Raw genomic sequence first — 17774 nt, forward strand, 5'->3', positions numbered from 1 at the left:
GCTTTTTTTCTATATTCTAACCTTTTCTACCGCTTTTATTTGGCGATACTCTGGCTTCCACATTACTTCTTGCACTGCCATCTTGATATCGTTATCACTTAAGTTCACTCTTGCAACACCTTCTGCAACTGCAACTTTCGCTACTTCAATTGCAACCATTTCTGAGATATTACGTAATTCTTCGACCTCTGGTAAAATAGGTGCTCCTGGCTGACTTGTATCTACCATACTTGCAACTGCTTCAGCAGCCGCTGCGAACATTCCATCCGTCATGACGCTTGCTCGTACTACAATTGTTCCAAGACCAAGCCCTGGGAAAATAAGTGCATTATTTGATTGTCCAATCACATACGTTACACCGTTATATGTAACTGGTTCAAATGGACTTCCTGTTGCAACTAACGCTCTTCCTTCTGTCCACTCGATTAAATCTGCTGGTTTTGCTTCAGCAAGTGGCGTCGGATTCGACATTGGTAAAATGATTGGTCTTTCTACGTGAGAAGCCATTTCTTTAATAATCTCTTCTTTAAATGCACCTGCAACAGTAGATGTACCAATTAAAATTGTCGGTTTTACATGTTTCACAACTTCAGCAAGTCCGATCACATCATTTTCTTTCCACTCACTTACTTCTGCTTCTTTTCTTGCGTACGGAATTTGGAAATCAAGAAGATCTTCCATATTATCTGTAACTAACCCGTTACGATCAATACACCAGAAACGCTTATATGATTCTTCTTCAGATACACCTACGCGGACCATCGCATCTCTAACTTGATCTGCGATACCGATTCCAGCCGTACCAGCACCAAATACAACAACGCGGTGTTCACTTAGCGGTACACCAGAAGCTTTCACTGCCGATAATACTGCCGCAAGTGAAACTGCACCTGTACCTTGAATATCATCATTAAACGTACAAACGTCATGACGGTATTTATCTAAAATTTTTCGTGCGTTACGAGAGCTAAAGTCTTCCCAATGTAAAAGTGCTTTCGGGAATTGTTTATTTACCGCTTGTACAAACGTATCAATAAATTCATCGTAAGCTTCACCTGTTATACGAGGGTGACGATTTCCAATATAAAATGGATTGTTTAATAGTTCCTCACGGTTTGTACCTACATCTAAAATTACCGGTAATACGCGGCTAGGATCGATTCCAACTGCGGCCGTATAAACAGCTAGCTTTCCGATTGCAATGTTAATACCACCAACGCCCCAGTCACCAATTCCTAATATGCCTTCTCCATCTGTTACAACGACTAAATCAATGTTCTCAGCTGTTGCACCAATATTGGTGAATGCTTCTTCAATACCTGATGGATCGTTAATCGATAAATAAACACCACGTGGTTTACGATATTCATGACTATATCTTTGAATTGCTACACCGACAGTTGGTGTATATACAATCGGTAACATTTCACGTAAATGATCTGTTAATATACGATAAAATAATACTTCATTTCGATCATGTAACGCAGTTAAGTATACATTCTTTAATAAATCATCCGGCTGAGAACTAAATTGTTCGTATGCTCGGCGTGCCTGTTCTTCTAACGTTAAAACCGCTGGCGGTAATAACCCTTTTAAACCTAACTCTTCTCTTTCATTTTGTGTGAAAGCTACCCCTTTATTTAAAAGTGGTGTTGATAATACTTCTGCTCCTCTTAATGTTGTTTCTAATGCACCATTAGAAGCTACTGTAAACTTGCTCATAACATCCCTACCTCTATTCATATATAGCATTTCTATATTGTAAACAAAAAAGAGGGGCTTGTCCCCCTCTTCTTTTAATTTTTCTTTAAAAGAGTTGCTCCTGCAATCCCTGGGTGCGTCATTTCGAATGGATCTAGAATTAACTCTAAGTCTTCTTGTGACAGTACACCATTTTTCACACAAAGTTCTCGAACGGATTGCCCTGTCGCGATTGCTTCTTTCGCAACGCGAGCTGCAGCTTCATAACCGATATGAGGGTTCACGGCTGTAATAATTCCTACACTTTTCTCAACATACTCTTTTAAGCGATCTTCATTCGCTTCAATTCCTTTTAAGCAATTATCTGTAAAGGCACGGAAACCGTTATTCATAATGCTAATTGATTGCAGTAAGTTGAAAACAAGTACTGGTTCCATAACGTTTAATTCCAATTGTCCTGCTTCTGAAGCAAGGCAAATTGTATGGTCATTACCAATTACTTGGAACGCAATTTGGTTAATAACTTCTGGCATAACAGGGTTTACTTTCCCTGGCATAATAGATGAACCTGGCTGACGAGCTGGTAACATAATTTCTGCTAAACCAACACGTGGACCTGATGCCATTAAGCGAAGGTCATTCGCAATTTTAGACATATTCATCATACATACTTTAAGTGCTGCAGATACTTCAGTATAAGCATCCGTATTTTGTGTCGCATCCACTAAATCTTCTGCACCAACTAGCGGTAATTCACTGATTGCAGCTAAATGTTTTACAACTGCTTCAATATATTCTGGATCTGCATTTAAGCCTGTACCAACTGCAGTTGCTCCCATGTTCACTTCATATAAGTGTTGACGTGATTGCTGAATTCGTTTCATATCACGTTCAAGTACACGAGAGTATGCTTTAAACTCTTGTCCAAGACGAATTGGCACAGCATCTTGTAAATGTGTACGACCCATTTTAATCACATGATCGAACTGTTCTGCTTTTAATTCAAATACATCGTGCATATAACCCATCGTTTGTAATAAACCTTCTAATGCGTTTAATGTAGCGATATGAATCGCTGTTGGGAATGCATCGTTTGTTGATTGCGCCATGTTTACATGACTATTTGGACTAATATAGTGATAGTCTCCCTTTTCCATTCCTAATAATTCAAGAGCACGATTGGCAATGACTTCATTTGCATTCATGTTCATTGAAGTACCTGCTCCGCCCTGAATTGGATCTACGATGAAATGATCATGCCATTTTCCATCAAGAATTTCTTGAGCAGCCTCTGCGATTGCGCCACCCTTGTTCAATTCCAATCTTCCTACATCTGTATTCGCAAGTGCTGCTGCTTTTTTTACAATTGCGAACGCTCTAATTAAGCCTTCATGGATTTTGTATCCTGTAATCGGGAAGTTTTCAACTGCACGCATCGTTTGTACGCCGTAGTATGCATAGTTTGGTACTTCTTTTTCACCTAAAAAATCTTTTTCAATTCGAACACCATTTTTAACTTCAGTTAATGTTGCCATGATTATTCACTCCTTAACAATTTCTTATGCTGCTTTTGTTTCTTTGACTGTTTCTACATATTGTTTTGCTTTCTCATTATCGAATTCGCCTTCCCACTTCGACATAACAATGGCCGCTAATGCATTTCCTAATACATTGACAGATGAGCGAATCATATCTAAAATGCGGTCAATTCCCGCAATTAACGCGATACCTTCTAGTGGTAACCCCATTGAACCTAACGTTGCTAATACAACAACGAACGATGCACCTGGAACTCCCGCCATACCTTTGGATGTTAACATGAGAACGAATAATAACGTTATTTGCTCTGTCAGTGACATGTGCACACCGTACATTTGGGCAACAAACAATGCCGCTAACGCTTGATAAATAGCCGATCCAGTCAAGTTAAATGTATAACCTGTCGGAATTACGAAAGAGGCAACTGCCTTTGGACAACCGAACTCTTCCATTTTTCTCATTATATTAGGTAAAACAGCTTCTGAACTTGCTGTCGTAAACGAAAGAATCAGTTCTTCTTTTAAAATTTTTATTAATGTAAAAATGTTTACTCCAACCATTCGTGCATTAATACCTAATACAATCACAACGAATAGTATAACAGTTACGTATACAGCTAGCACTAGTTTTCCTAGCGGAAGTAATGTTGCTACACCAAATTTTGCAACTGTAACGGCAATTAATGCGAATACACCAAATGGTGCAAATTTCATAACTTGATTTGTAACCCAAAACATTGCTTCGAGTACGCCTTCAAAGAAGTTAAAAACAGGCTTTCCTTTTTCCCCAATTGCCGCAACTCCTAAGCCGAATAATACTGAGAAGAATATAATCGGTAATAGGTCACCTTGTGCAATCGATTCAAATACGTTTTTCGGTACAATGTGAACAATTGTCTCAGCAAAACCTTTCTTCTCCGTTGCATCTGCTGTTTGTTTATAAGAAGAAATATCACTTTGCTGTAAATTACTCATATCAACACCAGTACCTGGTTGGAATATATTCGCTGCAAGTAATCCCATTAAAATAGCAATCGTCGTAATAATTTCGAAATAAAGAATTGTCTTACCGCCCAGTTTCCCAAGCTTTTTCATATCTCCTACACCAGCTACCGCAACAATTAATGCTGAAATAACAATTGGTACTACAATCATCTTAATTAAGTGAATAAATATATCCCCAATTGGTGTGATATAAGAAATCGCCGTTTTATTGCCATAAAAGACTGCCCCTACTACAATCCCTAAAACAAGCGCGACAAAAATTTGTGTTGCCAATCCGAATTTTTTCATTTATGTTCATCCCCTTCATGCGAACGCTTTCAATTTGAATTTATAAAAGCTACTCACACATCTTATAAGCGAACCTACAAAATCATACAAAAACCTACAAGTTCGTCACAAAAAATTCAAATATTTTTCTTCTTTTTTTCATTGACACCATTTTGTTAAAAAACGATAAAATAAACTTGATAAGTAATCAGATTGTTTCGTATAATCAAAAAGATATATACTTAAAACAAATCAAAATGAAAAGGAGTGGATGTTATGAAAAACTATACAAAGCAATTCGTCCTATCTTCTTCTTTTCTTTTTCATTTTCTTAAAAAGGAACAAAGGCATTCGCCTTTGTTCCTTTTTTATTGCGATCTATATAGGGGGAATTGTTATGAGACCATATAAACGTGTCTTAATTAAATTAAGCGGCGGTGCACTTGCCGATCAAACTGGAAATAGCTTTAACTCCAAACGATTAGAACATATCGCAAACGAAATTTTATCTATTGTTGATTTAGGTATCGAAGTATCCATCGTCATCGGTGGCGGTAACATTTTTAGGGGGCATCTAGCTGAAGAGTGGGGAATTGATCGCGTGGAAGCTGATAATATCGGTACGTTAGGTACAATCATTAACAGCTTAATGCTTCGCGGTGTTTTAACAAGTAAAACAAATAGAGAAGTACGCGTTATGACTTCCATTCCATTTAATGCAGTAGCTGAACCATACATTCGCTTGCGTGCAGTCCACCATTTAGATAACGGCTATATCGTTATCTTTGGAGGCGGAAACGGCCAACCGTTCGTGACAACAGATTATCCAAGTGTACAAAGAGCCATCGAGATGAATAGTGATGCCATATTAGTCGCAAAACAAGGGGTAGATGGCGTCTTTACAAGTGATCCAAAGCATAATAAATCAGCAAAAATGTACAGCAAACTAAACTATAATGATGTCGTTAGACAAAATATACAAGTCATGGATCAAGCGGCATTACTGCTTGCCAGAGACTACAATTTACCAACGCATGTCTTTAACTTTGATGAGCCTGGGGTCATGAAGAAAATATGTTTAGGCGAACATGTGGGGACGTTGATCAATGATGATGTTACGATGCTGGTGCATGAAAAATAATGATTTCCCACCAAAAAGGGTGCCTTTTGTAGGCACCCTTTCCTAATCCATCATCACAAATAGAACTCAACCAATCCCGCTACTTTCTCCTTACAACGCTCCCAAAAAGATAACTTTTCAAAAAACTCTTTCGTCATTTCTTTCGAATCATGAAAATCCTCTGTTAATGCCTTATTAACTTGTCCTACAATAGGACCACCATAAATATAAAAATTCATTTCATCATTTATGTTGAAGCTACGCGAAGTAAAGTTTGTTGTACCAATAACGGTTAATTCATTATCAATAAGCATTAATTTACCATGGAACATTCCTTTTTTATACCCATATACAGTAATCCCATTATTAACAGCTTGACGTATGTATGGATACGCCGCTTCTTTTATAAGAGGTAGATCTGGTTTATATGACCAAAGTATTTTTACTGTAACACCACGCTTTTGTGCTGCGATTAAAGCATTCATAGATTCTTTATTTTTTGCTATAAAATACGGCGTTGCAATTACAATGGAGTGTTGAGCTTGTTTTATGAGCTCTATATATTTTTCAGCAACGTAATGCCCATTGTAACTAGTCATAGTATGTAATGTATTCCCTTTACTTGCTTTATTCGTACTCCTCTTTATCTCTTCTTTCGTATCTCGTTTCCAATCTAAAGCAAACTGCTCTTCTAAATCTTTTGCTCCTTCTCCTTTAAGCCGTACATGATAATCACGCCAATATCCAAATCGCTTATCTTTCCCTAAGTACTCATCTCCTATATTAAATCCGCCTGTATAGCCAATCTCCCCATCAATCGTCGTAATACGGCGATGATTACGATGGTGAAGTGAATAAAATCCGAATGGCAATGCAGGTTTTCTACTATATGTAAAATGCACACCACTTTCCCTCAATTCATTTATCATCTTTCTTTCAAATGATAAATCATTCATGCGATCAACTGATAAATAGACGTTTACTCCTTCTTTTGCCTTCTCTTTTAATAAGTTTAAAAAAGTATGACTACTTTTATCATCCGACAAAATGAAGAAATAAGTGTAGATGGAGCTTTTCGCTTTTTTAATATCTTCAAATAGCTGCTCATATAATGATTTCCCTTCTACATATAATTGAAAATCACTATAATGAGGCGCATACTCTGTCGGCATGTTTTCCCCAGCTTCCATTTTCCTACCTAAGGTAACATCGATATGCATCCAAATTAAAATAAAAACGAAAATAGCAATAATAATAGAAGTAACTCTTAATATTTTTTTAATCATTTTGGTTTCCTTCCAATCATATTCCTTACTATTTCGTAGTGTTTCATTTAAATATGTTTTCATACGAAATGTATTTCTTATTTTTATTGATACTAAACAGTTAAAGGAGATACGAATATGAGAAAAGGAAAAACTCCTATTGTTTTTATCCCAGGTCTTTTCGGTTCAATGAGCAATATTATTATTCCCGGCACTGGTAATTGGAGTTTTGGACTTTCTGCATTTGTTTACGAACCATTCATCATGATGCTAGAAAGTATGGGCTACGAACGAAATAAAAACTTGTTCATCTGTTTTTATGACTGGCGGCAGCGTATTGTTTTTTCTACACAAAAATATTTATTACAAACGATTGCCTATGCTAAAAAAATGACAGGTTGCGATAAACTAAATCTAATTTGTCATAGTATGGGCGGGCTTCTTGGACGTTCTTACGTTCAAAGTGATGAATATAAAAATGATGTGAATCAGCTTATAATACTCTGCACACCAAACGCTGGATCTCCACCCAATTATAGTTATTGGACTGGAGGTAGTCTCCCTTTTCATGCCTCTGCTAAAATAAATATCGTTCATTTTTATATAGAACAATATATTTGTTACTTAAGCATCTTACATAAAATGAATAAAGTTGAGGCGATACACATTTACTTTCCAGGATTACAAGATGTTATTCCTTGTAAAAATTACGGAAATTATTTATTTATAAGATCTGACTCTTCTATTACATTTCTTCCTTATAGTACGATGAAAACGAAAAACCCTTTCCTCGATATATTAAATACAAATAGATTTATTATACAAAAAAGAAATATTGAAACGACACTCATTGCCGGAGATGGAGAGGAAACAACTCAATATTTACAAGTCGTCCCTTCACATTCCAAACTGAAATGGACAGACGGCAAAGTCGTCGGTGATTTACTTACAAAACATGGTGACGGTAACGCTGTTCTACATAGCGTTTTTCTTCTAGATGGAAATAAATATGTTTTGCATGCTTCACATAACGAAGTGCTCTACAAAAGCATTCCTATACTACAAAAGATACTCTAAATTTCAAACAAAAAAGGTATGGCATTAAGCCACACCTTTTCACATTAAACAAAATTTCTCGCATCATTATTTCTTCCAAACTTATAAATCGCAATTAAGAAGAATGCAATTGCGAAAGCGAATAAAATTAAAATGTTTAAATACAACTCCGAGAATGGTATTCCCTGCTGTAGTTTTGATATCGTATCTAACAACCAGCGCTGCGGAAGAAAATTAGCTACTTTTTGTACTGCACTTGGCATAATATCATATGGGAAATAACATCCCGCAAGTAAGCATGTTGGTACAATGATCATATTTTGCATCGCATTTGCCGATGCTGAGTTTTTCGAAAAAGCTACAAGGACTAATGATATTCCAATTGCGATTAATGCAAATAGCATTAGTACGCCCATCATCACTATGAAAGACATATTGATATCCGTATGAAAAACATTCGTCAGGAATAGGATTGTAATCAAAATTTGTACTGTTAGTATTATCATATTTACCCCGACATTAGATAATATGAACTTCTTCCCATCTATCGGCGTTGATAATAGTCTAAAGTACGTTCTATTCTCTTTTTCTTTTAAAATATGACCTGATAAGTTAGCTGCTGAAAACAGCATAAACATAATAAGGTAACCCATCGTTTGATTTGTCATATCTTTATTTTTCGAAGTATCTTCTAGCGTCTCAGTTTTCATTTTAAATGAACCTTTTTGATACCCTGCGTACATATTGTCGAATGTACTTTGATCTGTTCCTGCTACTTTACTAATAGCTGCTATATTATCAATATAATTATATAAATATGATTTTATAAATCCTGTTACTTGATCACCTTTAATCGATGAAATTTCAATATGCTCTGGTTTCCCTTCTCGAACACTTTTTGAAAAACCAGAATCCAATGTAATAACTCCATCAAGTTTTTTGGAAGTGAGTTTATCTTCTACTTCAGACTCCTTAACCTTACTCACATTCACATGATTTAATCCTTCTAAAAACTTTATCGTATCATTTGTTATCGGCTCATTTTCTTTATTTACAATCCCGATATTTAACGTTCCTTGCCCTGCATTTCCATATATCGAGAAGGAAATGAGCGTCCCTATTATCGGCAAGCTAATTATAATGAGTAAACTTTTTTTATTTTTCAAAAGCACAGATAACGTTTTTTGTATGAGCCATAAAATATCCTTCATACTATAGCCCCTCCCGTCTACGTAATGCAATAATTGCAATTAATAAAAAGAGTGCTGAAATTCCAAGGTTTAAAGAAATGACTGATAATGCTGCCCCTACATCATTTGCATAAATAATTTTCATAACAGCTGTATTTGCCCAAGTTAATGGTGATAAGTTCGTAACGAAATTTTCTTCTATTACGAAATATGCACCTCCAAAAATAGAAGCTAATTGCACAACAACCATAATAATTGCCCTAGACGCTTCAGCTGTTTTCGTAATATATCCGATTCCTAAACCGAAGCTAATTGCTAGAAAGACTTGTGTTAATAAAATAAGAAATATGATTCCAAGATGGTCGCCCCAATTCGCTTGAAAAACAAATTTACTAAATAACATGACGAGTAATATGCACAGGGCATTTGCTACTAGGCTACCAAGTACTTTTCCAATGAATATTTCAGCTTTACTTATAGGTGCAGCAATGAGACGATCTCCTGTTTTACGTATTCGTTCTCCTCGAATTAAAGAACTCGCTCCCATCGCAGCATATAGTGCAATCATCGTTGTCATTACAACCGCATAGTAATCCATAGAACCTGGTTTTTTCGTAGCTTGTAAGGATGTTTCTTTTATATAATCATTATGATTTTCGTTTGAAATAACTGTGCTCACCTTAGTAGGATCTACTTTTGCAACTTCGACCGCTACATTGTACTTATCAACAAATGTTGTAAGCATTCCTTCCACAATACTCCCCTCAATACTACTTTTGTCACTTCCGTAAAATTTTGCACCATCTTTATTTAACTCTACATAAGCAGCATATTTATTTTTCTTCACTTCTTCTTTCCCATCTATACCTTCGGAAGCTTTTTTAAAATGAATACCTGATTTATCCACTTCTTTCGTAAATGCTTCAAATGATTGAGAAAACGTGCTACTCGCTTCATCTTTATATAGCACTTGTATATCTTTAATCGAATGACTATCACTATTAAATGCGTTGGTTAACGCTGTTCCTAACACAAGCATAAGCACAATCGGAAATGCTAACATAAAAACTAAAGTTCTTACGTCTCTGAAATCTCTTTTAATATGCATAATTGCAATATTGAAGATGTTCAATTGATGAACCTCCCTTTACCTTTTCTTCATTTACCTTTTATTTATCTCGTAAGTTTCTTCCGGTTAACGTAAGAAATACTGTTTCTAAGTTTGGAGCCTGCTCCTCTAACGAACGAATTTCAATGTCATGATTAATGAAATGCTGAATAATTTGATTTAAATTATTTAATCCTGCATCCGAGTTTACCTTGATTACGTTCTCTTCAATCTGAACAGCTTTCACACCGTTTATCTCTTTTAACTTTTCTACATCTAAATTTTCTACTGACTTCACTTCAATCCAAATATCTTTCGTATCTGTAATAATCGCTTTTAACTGTTCTTTCGTACCTTCTGCAATCACTTTACCGTGGTCGACAATTGCGATTTTCGTACAAATCTCTTCTACTTCTTCCATGTAGTGGCTCGTGTAAATAATAGTGCTTCCCATTTCATTTAACTTCCGGACAGACTGAAGAATATAGTTCCTTGACTGCGGATCAATTCCAACTGTCGGTTCATCCATAATAATTAACTTCGGTCTATGTGCAATTGCACAAGCAATATTTAATCTTCTTTTCATCCCACCAGAAAAGTTCTTCGGATAGCTTTTCTGTTTATCACTAAGTCCTACAAATTGAAGAGCTTCCTCTACCCTAGCTTTTAATTCAGCTCCTCGTAATCCGTACAATCCAGCAAAGAATTTCACATTTTCATAGGCAGTTAACTCTTCATAAATCGCAATATCTTGTGGAACAATACCGATATTCATCTTTGCAAATCGATTATGTTTCTTTATATTTTTTCCTAGTATGCTAATTTCACCTTCATTACTTCTTAACAAACCAGCAATCATATTTATCGTTGTACTCTTACCAGCACCATTTGATCCTAAAAAGCCAAATATTTCTCCTTCTTTAATAGATAAAGACATATTATCAACTGCGATGAAATCACCAAATTTTTTCGTTAAATTTTTAATTTCTAATGTATTCATCATTTTCACCCCTATTTCGGTTTCTCTGCTTTTAGTATAAACAAAAAGAATGAACCTGCTCAGTGCAGAAGTTCATTCTTTTCACATGAGAATATTCACTTTTTTCATATGAGATGGTTCATCCTCGTACCATTCTCTTTATATTGGCAACAACATCGTTACTGAAAAACCACTTGTCCCATCTACAATAATTTTTCCGTTTACAGACGCCGTTCGCTCCTCCATCCCCATAATACCGAGACCTTTTTTAACAAGAGCTACCCCTTTTCCGTTATCCTTCACTTGTACCTTTACCATCTTGTTAAGTACATGAATATCTATAGAAATGACTGTCGCATCAGCATATTTCATTGCATTTGTTAGTGCTTCTGTAACATTCTCACCGATAATTTTCCACTGAATGGGAGAAATCATATCTAAGTTCCCTTTGTATACAAAAGGAATATTCACATCATTCTTACCGGCAAATTCCTCTATGAATAATTTCATACGATGAATGCCAATTTGCTCAGTTGGTGGCTTCATATTTTTTAATGTAATGCGAATACTTTCAATTCCATCTTTTGAAATGTGAATTGCATTTTGTAATAACTCCGCAGATTTTTCTTTATCTATTTCCATTAACCTTTTTGCTGCTTCCATTTGAATTAATGCACCCGTCATCGAGTGGCCAATTTTATCATGAATTTCTTGTGATAACCGATTTCTCTCTTCTAGCTTAAACGTGTATTCTGATTGTCTTATGTACTCTTTATTTTCATGTAAGCTTTTCGTAAGTCGTTGCATATCTTTTCGCATCTTATCATTTTGCGATTCAAGCTTTACTACACGCGATATATATCGATCTGCAATAGTTAAAACGAGAAAAGAAAATGCAACAATTAATCCATAAGTCATTCGAATACTTTCATCTGCAATTGTAATTGGGAGCATCATAATGACAAAGCGTGGCCAATTCTTTTCTATGTAATAGAATATAATTTCGTATAAGTTCAAAGGTAAAAACAAAATAAAAAATGGATGAATCCTCCATGTAAATAACATAACTACGCCAATGGACATACAGATTAATATTTTTTTATACGTATCTTTTTTAAATATAGAAATCATTACGTTTACAGAGAGGTAAATAAGTAAAGTAAATATAACCCACGGTAAATTTGCTACATTTGCGTAAATATAACTAAACACAATATATAAAAAGACAATTAATTTACTTACAGTTAACCAAAATTCCATATCATTAATCTACTTTCCCTGTTAAGTAATAAATCGCAATTTGTGTGCGATGTTCAAGTCCAGTTTTCCCTAAAACTGACGTAATATAATTTGCAATTGTTCCCTCAGATATAAAAAGCTGTTTCGAAATTTCTTTATTTGAGAAACCTTTTGCAATTAATGCGATAATACTAAGCTCCCTTTCTGTGAAAAGACTCTTATCAATTTTACATTCTTCCTCTTTACTTTCCATTAAATTAGACTTAATTTTATCGAGGACAACATCTTGCATAACAGTTTGACCGTTATATACTCCTTTTATCGCATCACGAATCCGCTCCGGATCGTTATTTTTTAATAAATAACCTTTAGCTCCGTTTTTTACTGCATCCAAAATATATTCATCATCATCAAACGTCGTTAAAATAAGCGGTTTTGTTTTCGTCTCTTCACAAATGAATTTCGTCGCCTCTACCCCGTTCATATTTGGCATGCGAACATCTAATAGAGCGATATCAACGTCGTTCTTTTTGCAATACTCCACTGCTTCCTTCCCATCATTTACTGTATCTACTACTTCAAACTCTTCGTATGTATTTAAAATAATTTTCATGCCCTCTCTAATAAAAGAGTTATCATCTGCTATCAATATTGTAATTTTCATGTTTGTTAGTATGGACCTTCCTCCTACTAACATTCACATCCTTTCTACGTGTAACATTTCCCACTTGCTCATTATATACTTCTCTTTACCATTTTTTCACACCTTTTTTCATCTAGCTCTCCTACAAAAAATATATTATTCTTTTTTTATAAAATGTGTAGGGTGACTTATCATTCTTTACGTCTATATAATAGAATGCGTCAAAAAGGAGGGAGAGACCCATTGAGGAAAAACAATTAATTGAAAAAGCACAACAAGGAAGCGAACATGCTTTTCGTATCCTTGTGCAAACATATCGTCATTATATTTTCCAAGTTATCTTTTCTATTTTAAGACATGAAGAAGATGCGAAAGATGTTACACAAGAAGTATTCGTAAAAATTCACGCCTCTCTCCCTAATTATCAATTTCGCGGATTAAAAACGTGGATGGCGCGTATTGCCACCAATCACGCTATTGATTATAAGAGGAAGAAAGCTAGAGAAAACGAAGAACTCTCCTTATGTAAAGAAACTGAGGGAAATATAAAATCCTCTCATAATATTGAGGATTTATTATTGACGAAAGAGCAAAAATTACTCATCGCTCAAAAACTGAGAGAACTTCCGGAAAATTACCGTGACGTCGTTCTCGCACATTACTTAGAAGAAAAAAGCTATCAAGAAATTGCTTTACAGGAAAACATCGAAGTGAAAACAGTTGAAATGAAACTGTATCGGGCACGAAAATGGATTAAAAAACATTGGAAGGAGGAAGAGTTTCTATGATGCATTATTCAAAAGAAGATTGGCGCAATTATACATTAGATTTTATAGAAAGCAATGAACGTGAATCTATGGAAGAACATCTTTACGAATGTGATCATTGTTTAACACTTTATATGGAAAGTATTGATGAACAACATGAAAACCTTCCAATGATAAATGATGATTCATTTACGAACGAAGTTATGACGCAAATTAATTTTGAAACGCTACAACCTAATGAAAATATAAAAACAAACTCACTAAAACGCACAATTATTCACTACATAATTGCGACTGCAGCTACAATTATTTTTATGGTAAGTGGTTTATTCCAATATATTTTTACAGCGACATCAAATTTCGAGAAATCTTCAAAACATAACGAGTCTTCTATCTCACAACAAATTGTAAACAAATCGGTAGATACATCAAAAAAGGACGGAGGTTTAAAGCATGAATAAAAACCCCTTTTTAGCACTTGTATTAGGGCTAATTCCTGGGCTTGGACATTTATACTTAAAAAAGCTAGGACGGTTTATTTTATATAGCGGAGGATCTTTATTTCTATTCTCCTTTGCAGTATTCTGTACCATAGTAGTAAGAGAACGTGATATTGCTTTTCTTTCTCTATTTTTACTAGCTGTTCTATGGGTAATTAACTTACTAGATTTAGTTATCACCATTATAAAACAAACGAAAAAACAAGAAGCTGGAGAATTGATAAATTCCTCTAAAGAGAGCGAACGATTTTATATCATTCTCCTATCTATCATCCCTGGACTTGGCCATTTCCAATTAGGACTTATGCAACGTGGTCTTACGTTTTTAGTAGCTTGCACAGGAATCGGAAGTATGATTATTTTCGTTGCACTTTTAACATCGCAAGAAAGTTTTCTTATCTTCCTTATTACATTACCTGTTTTATGGATTTACAATTTCTTCGATGTTGTTCAGCAACTCCAGAAAAAAGAACGTGGCGAGCAACTAGATGATCGTACTATTTTCGAAGAGTTTGAAGAACATCGAGAGCAAGGAAAGAAAAGTAAAACATTTGCTTCTATTTTAGCGATGTTCCCTGGAGCAGGTCATATGTATTTAGGTTTACAACGCCGTGGTCTTCAGCTTATGGCAGCCTTTTTACTATCTATTTATTTACTCGACTTATTAAGACTTTCTGCGTTTTTATTTTTAGTACCAATCATTTGGTTCTATAGCTTTTTTGATGCGTTACAGCAAACAGCAAAATACGGAAAAGAACGAGTACAAGACGAACCCATTATCGATTATTTTATAAATCATCAAAGATGGATCGGTATCGGATTAATTACACTCGGTGGTTATTATTTATTAAATCAAACAGTCCTTCCTATTTTGAATGATTATTTTGTAACTATATTTAATATTCATCTTAGTGAACTATATTATCGCTATTTCCAGACATCTATCGTTGCACTCCTTTTAATTGGCGGCGGCTTTAAATTGTTACTTGGAAATAAAGAAAACAAAGGTGGGACAAGCGAATGAGGACTTGGCGTGTTGGAACATTCTCAATGGGGCTTTCTATTATATCGTTAGGATGCTTTTTACTATTTTCAGTCGTAAAAGGAATTCAAGTATTAGATACACTAACTGCATGGTGGCCAGTTTTACTTATCATACTTGGAGCTGAAGTTTTACTATACCTTCTATTTTCTAAGAAGGAACAATCATTTATTAAATATGATATTTTTAGTATTTTCTTTATCGGTGTTTTAGGAAGCGTCGGAATTGCTTTTTACTGTTTATTATCAACTGGATTACTAGAAGAAGTTCGTCACTCTATTAACACAACGAGGCAAACGAGTAATATTCCAGACGGACAATTTGATATACCTGAATCTATCAAAAAAATCGTAGTAGATGCAGGTCATCAGCCTCTAACGATAGAGGGAAATAATACAAATCAAATTCACCTTTTGGGAACTTATGAAATGACGACGAAAGCAAATGAAAAACTCAATTTAAAACAAGATGATTTCCTTTCAGTTCAAACGGCTGGAGAAACGATGTATATCACTTTAAAATCATTACCTGTTCAGCATACGTTATTTAATTCAGCACCACAGGTGAAACCAACGCTTGTTCTTCCGCAAAATAAAAATGTGGAAATCCGTGCTTCAAATAACGAACTATCTCTTTATCCAGGTCAATTACAAAATAATTGGTTTGTACAGGAAAGCTCAAGAGTGTCTGTCCATCTTGCACAAGAGAGTGATGTATCTTTAACAGCAGTAACAAATCAAAAAGAAACACATGGAAGCACACCTTGGGAACAAGTAGAAGATTTAACGAAAAACGAAAATACTTCTTCAGAAGAACATCCAGAATTAAACAACCAAGAACATTGGTATAAAAATTCGATTAAAACTGGAAATGGGACGTACAAGTTAAATATTGAGAAAGCTTATAATTTGAATATGAGTGTTCTCGAAAAATAAAAAACCTTCCGCAATTGCGGAAGGTTTTTCTCATATAATCGCTTTAATTCCTTCTAACACTAATCCAATCATAAATCCGCAAACCGCCCCGTTTACTCGGATCCACTGTAAATCTTTACCGACATTATTTTCAATCATTTCGATTAACGTTTTATCATCTAACTTATCAAGATTTTCTTGTACAAGCTTACCGATTTTCGAATGGTTCTTTTCCACAAGTGTAACAACTTGCTTTTGTAACCACTCCTCTATTTTTTGAACAGTTTGTTCATCTTCTTTTATTTTGTTCATTTGTTTTTGTAAAAATGGAATAACATATTTATCAGCAAATTCTTCATTATTTACAAAAGCAACTGCTCTTTGTTGTACTTGCTCTAGCATCTCTTTTATTTTGTCAGTAGCATTCCAATTCGCAATCCACTTTTCTTTCCAATTTTCTAATTCCTGTAATAAGGCTTCATTTTCTTTTACATTGATAATTTCTTGACGAATCTTCGCTAATATAAGTTGTCTTGTGCTATTATCAGCCTCTTGTAAGCTGTTAATATTACTAATGATAAACTTCTGCAAAATGCCGCCAATTTTATCTTCATCTACAATATTCATAAATGATTTCAAAGTAAACTGCAAGAATCCATCTACTTTTATATTTTCCATCGCCTTCATACCTAAGCTACCGAGCTGGTAACGAGCTTCATCTTGCGCTGTCCAATCTTTTACCTTCACCAATATGTAATCAAGTGTCTTTTCATCATATTCTTGCACAACTAATTGATCAACAAGCACTTGTAAAATGTTACTTGTATTAATTGTATGCAAATATGTTTTTAATTCTTTTTCAATAATAACAGCTAACTTTTCTGTATCTATTGTAACAATTGCTTTCTCTGCAATCGTTACAATCCCCTTTTTCACAGCATCAGACTGCATTTCTCTCTCAGCAATTTGCAGTACCATTTGTGCTAACTGCATCTCTTTTACTTTATTCGTAATACTTTCTTTCGTCAGCCATTCATTTTCTAACGTATGAATGAGTCCTTTCGTTACCCGTTTACGGTTTTTAGGTAACAAAGCTGTATGCGGAATTGGTATTCCCATCGGATGACGGAATAAAGCTGTAACCGCGAACCAATCCGCAAGTCCACCAACCAATCCAGCTTCAAATCCACCTTGTATAATCTCTCCAGCTACCGTTCCTTGAAAAGGGATAGAAGCCGCAAAGCCGACACCCATAACCCCAAGCGAAATACCCGCTATATATTTAGTCTGTAATGACATCGTATACACATCCTCTTATTATGTAAAATAAAGCTTTTTTGTTGTATTTATTCAATATTTGTTATCCTTTATATATACTATAAAGAACTATTGTGAAAATAACAAAGATTTTTATGTACATGAAAAAATGAGGCTACAACT

Annotated in this window: 16 protein-coding genes; 6 read left to right on the forward strand and 10 right to left on the reverse strand. The window is 34.9% G+C overall.

The annotated features are described in order from the left end of the window. Positions 1-9: 9 nt before the first annotated feature. The 3 genes from malS to DN400_RS06280 all read right to left on the reverse strand — a co-directional run bounded on the left by malS (position 10) and on the right by DN400_RS06280 (position 4532). Positions 10-1722: an oxaloacetate-decarboxylating malate dehydrogenase gene (gene malS / locus DN400_RS06270; RefSeq protein ID WP_065228756.1), complete on the reverse strand. Its 1713-nt coding sequence runs from the start codon at positions 1720-1722 to the stop codon at positions 10-12. Positions 1723-1796: 74 nt separating this feature from the next. Then, the gene (gene aspA, locus DN400_RS06275; protein ID WP_000224194.1) at positions 1797-3236 is read right to left on the reverse strand and encodes an aspartate ammonia-lyase; all 1440 of its coding nucleotides are present in this window, start codon (positions 3234-3236) and stop codon (positions 1797-1799) included. Positions 3237-3260: 24 nt separating this feature from the next. Further along, a complete protein-coding gene (locus DN400_RS06280; protein ID WP_000713291.1) occupies positions 3261-4532 on the reverse strand; it encodes a cation:dicarboxylate symporter family transporter in 1272 nt (423 codons plus the stop codon). 376 nt (positions 4533-4908) lie between these two features. On the opposite strand from DN400_RS06280, the gene pyrH reads away from it, so the two are divergent. Continuing rightward, positions 4909-5652 (forward strand): UMP kinase, encoded by a 744-nt coding sequence (gene pyrH / locus DN400_RS06285; RefSeq protein WP_001248061.1) that lies wholly within the window; start codon positions 4909-4911, stop codon positions 5650-5652. A gap of 53 nt (positions 5653-5705) precedes the next feature. On the opposite strand, the gene cls is transcribed toward pyrH, so the two are convergent. Then, positions 5706-6917, reverse strand: a complete 1212-nt coding sequence (cls, locus tag DN400_RS06290; protein WP_065228755.1) for a cardiolipin synthase — start codon at positions 6915-6917, stop codon at positions 5706-5708. Positions 6918-7034: 117 nt separating this feature from the next. Here cls and DN400_RS06295 point away from each other — a divergent pair, with 117 nt between their 5' ends. Further along, on the forward strand, positions 7035-7973 hold the full coding sequence (locus tag DN400_RS06295) for an esterase/lipase family protein (RefSeq protein WP_065228608.1): 939 nt from the start codon (positions 7035-7037) through the stop codon (positions 7971-7973). A gap of 44 nt (positions 7974-8017) precedes the next feature. Here the strand turns inward: DN400_RS06295 and DN400_RS06300 are convergent, their stop codons facing one another. The 5 genes from DN400_RS06300 to DN400_RS06320 all read right to left on the reverse strand — a co-directional run bounded on the left by DN400_RS06300 (position 8018) and on the right by DN400_RS06320 (position 13132). Then, entirely contained in the window at positions 8018-9163 is a 1146-nt protein-coding gene (locus tag DN400_RS06300; protein ID WP_000651886.1) for an ABC transporter permease, read from the reverse strand. A 1-nt stretch (position 9164) separates the two neighbouring features. Then, positions 9165-10274 carry an ABC transporter permease gene (locus DN400_RS06305; RefSeq protein ID WP_065228607.1) on the reverse strand — a complete coding sequence of 370 codons (1110 nt, stop codon included), beginning with the start codon at positions 10272-10274 and terminating at the stop codon, positions 9165-9167. A 37-nt stretch (positions 10275-10311) separates the two neighbouring features. After that, a complete protein-coding gene (locus DN400_RS06310; RefSeq protein ID WP_001093820.1) occupies positions 10312-11250 on the reverse strand; it encodes an ABC transporter ATP-binding protein in 939 nt (312 codons plus the stop codon). A gap of 138 nt (positions 11251-11388) precedes the next feature. Continuing rightward, entirely contained in the window at positions 11389-12489 is a 1101-nt protein-coding gene (locus DN400_RS06315; protein WP_000397686.1) for a sensor histidine kinase, read from the reverse strand. A gap of 4 nt (positions 12490-12493) precedes the next feature. Further along, positions 12494-13132, reverse strand: a complete 639-nt coding sequence (locus tag DN400_RS06320) for a response regulator transcription factor (protein WP_000704780.1) — start codon at positions 13130-13132, stop codon at positions 12494-12496. A 284-nt stretch (positions 13133-13416) separates the two neighbouring features. Here DN400_RS06320 and DN400_RS06330 point away from each other — a divergent pair, with 284 nt between their 5' ends. Genes DN400_RS06330 through exsE form a run of 4 tightly spaced genes read left to right on the forward strand, consistent with a single transcriptional unit; the run spans position 13417 to position 16355 of the window. Next, complete coding sequence (locus tag DN400_RS06330; RefSeq protein WP_232339738.1) at positions 13417-13899, forward strand: RNA polymerase sigma factor; 483 nt, start codon at positions 13417-13419, stop codon at positions 13897-13899. Beyond that, positions 13896-14339: a hypothetical protein gene (locus DN400_RS06335; RefSeq protein WP_065228606.1), complete on the forward strand. Its 444-nt coding sequence runs from the start codon at positions 13896-13898 to the stop codon at positions 14337-14339. The genes DN400_RS06330 and DN400_RS06335 overlap by 4 nt, the downstream gene beginning before the upstream one ends. Next, complete coding sequence (locus DN400_RS06340) at positions 14332-15402, forward strand: hypothetical protein (RefSeq protein ID WP_001039116.1); 1071 nt, start codon at positions 14332-14334, stop codon at positions 15400-15402. Before DN400_RS06335 ends, DN400_RS06340 begins: the two co-directional genes overlap by 8 nt. Next, entirely contained in the window at positions 15399-16355 is a 957-nt protein-coding gene (exsE, locus tag DN400_RS06345; RefSeq protein ID WP_001261423.1) for an exosporium protein ExsE, read from the forward strand. Before DN400_RS06340 ends, exsE begins: the two co-directional genes overlap by 4 nt. 30 nt (positions 16356-16385) lie before the next feature. Here the strand turns inward: exsE and DN400_RS06350 are convergent, their stop codons facing one another. Beyond that, entirely contained in the window at positions 16386-17633 is a 1248-nt protein-coding gene (locus DN400_RS06350) for a DUF445 domain-containing protein (protein WP_000058308.1), read from the reverse strand. Positions 17634-17774 lie beyond the last annotated feature (141 nt).

This window comes from Bacillus sp. AR8-1, assembly GCF_008042345.1.
Lineage (GTDB): Bacteria > Bacillota > Bacilli > Bacillales > Bacillaceae_G > Bacillus_A > Bacillus_A cereus.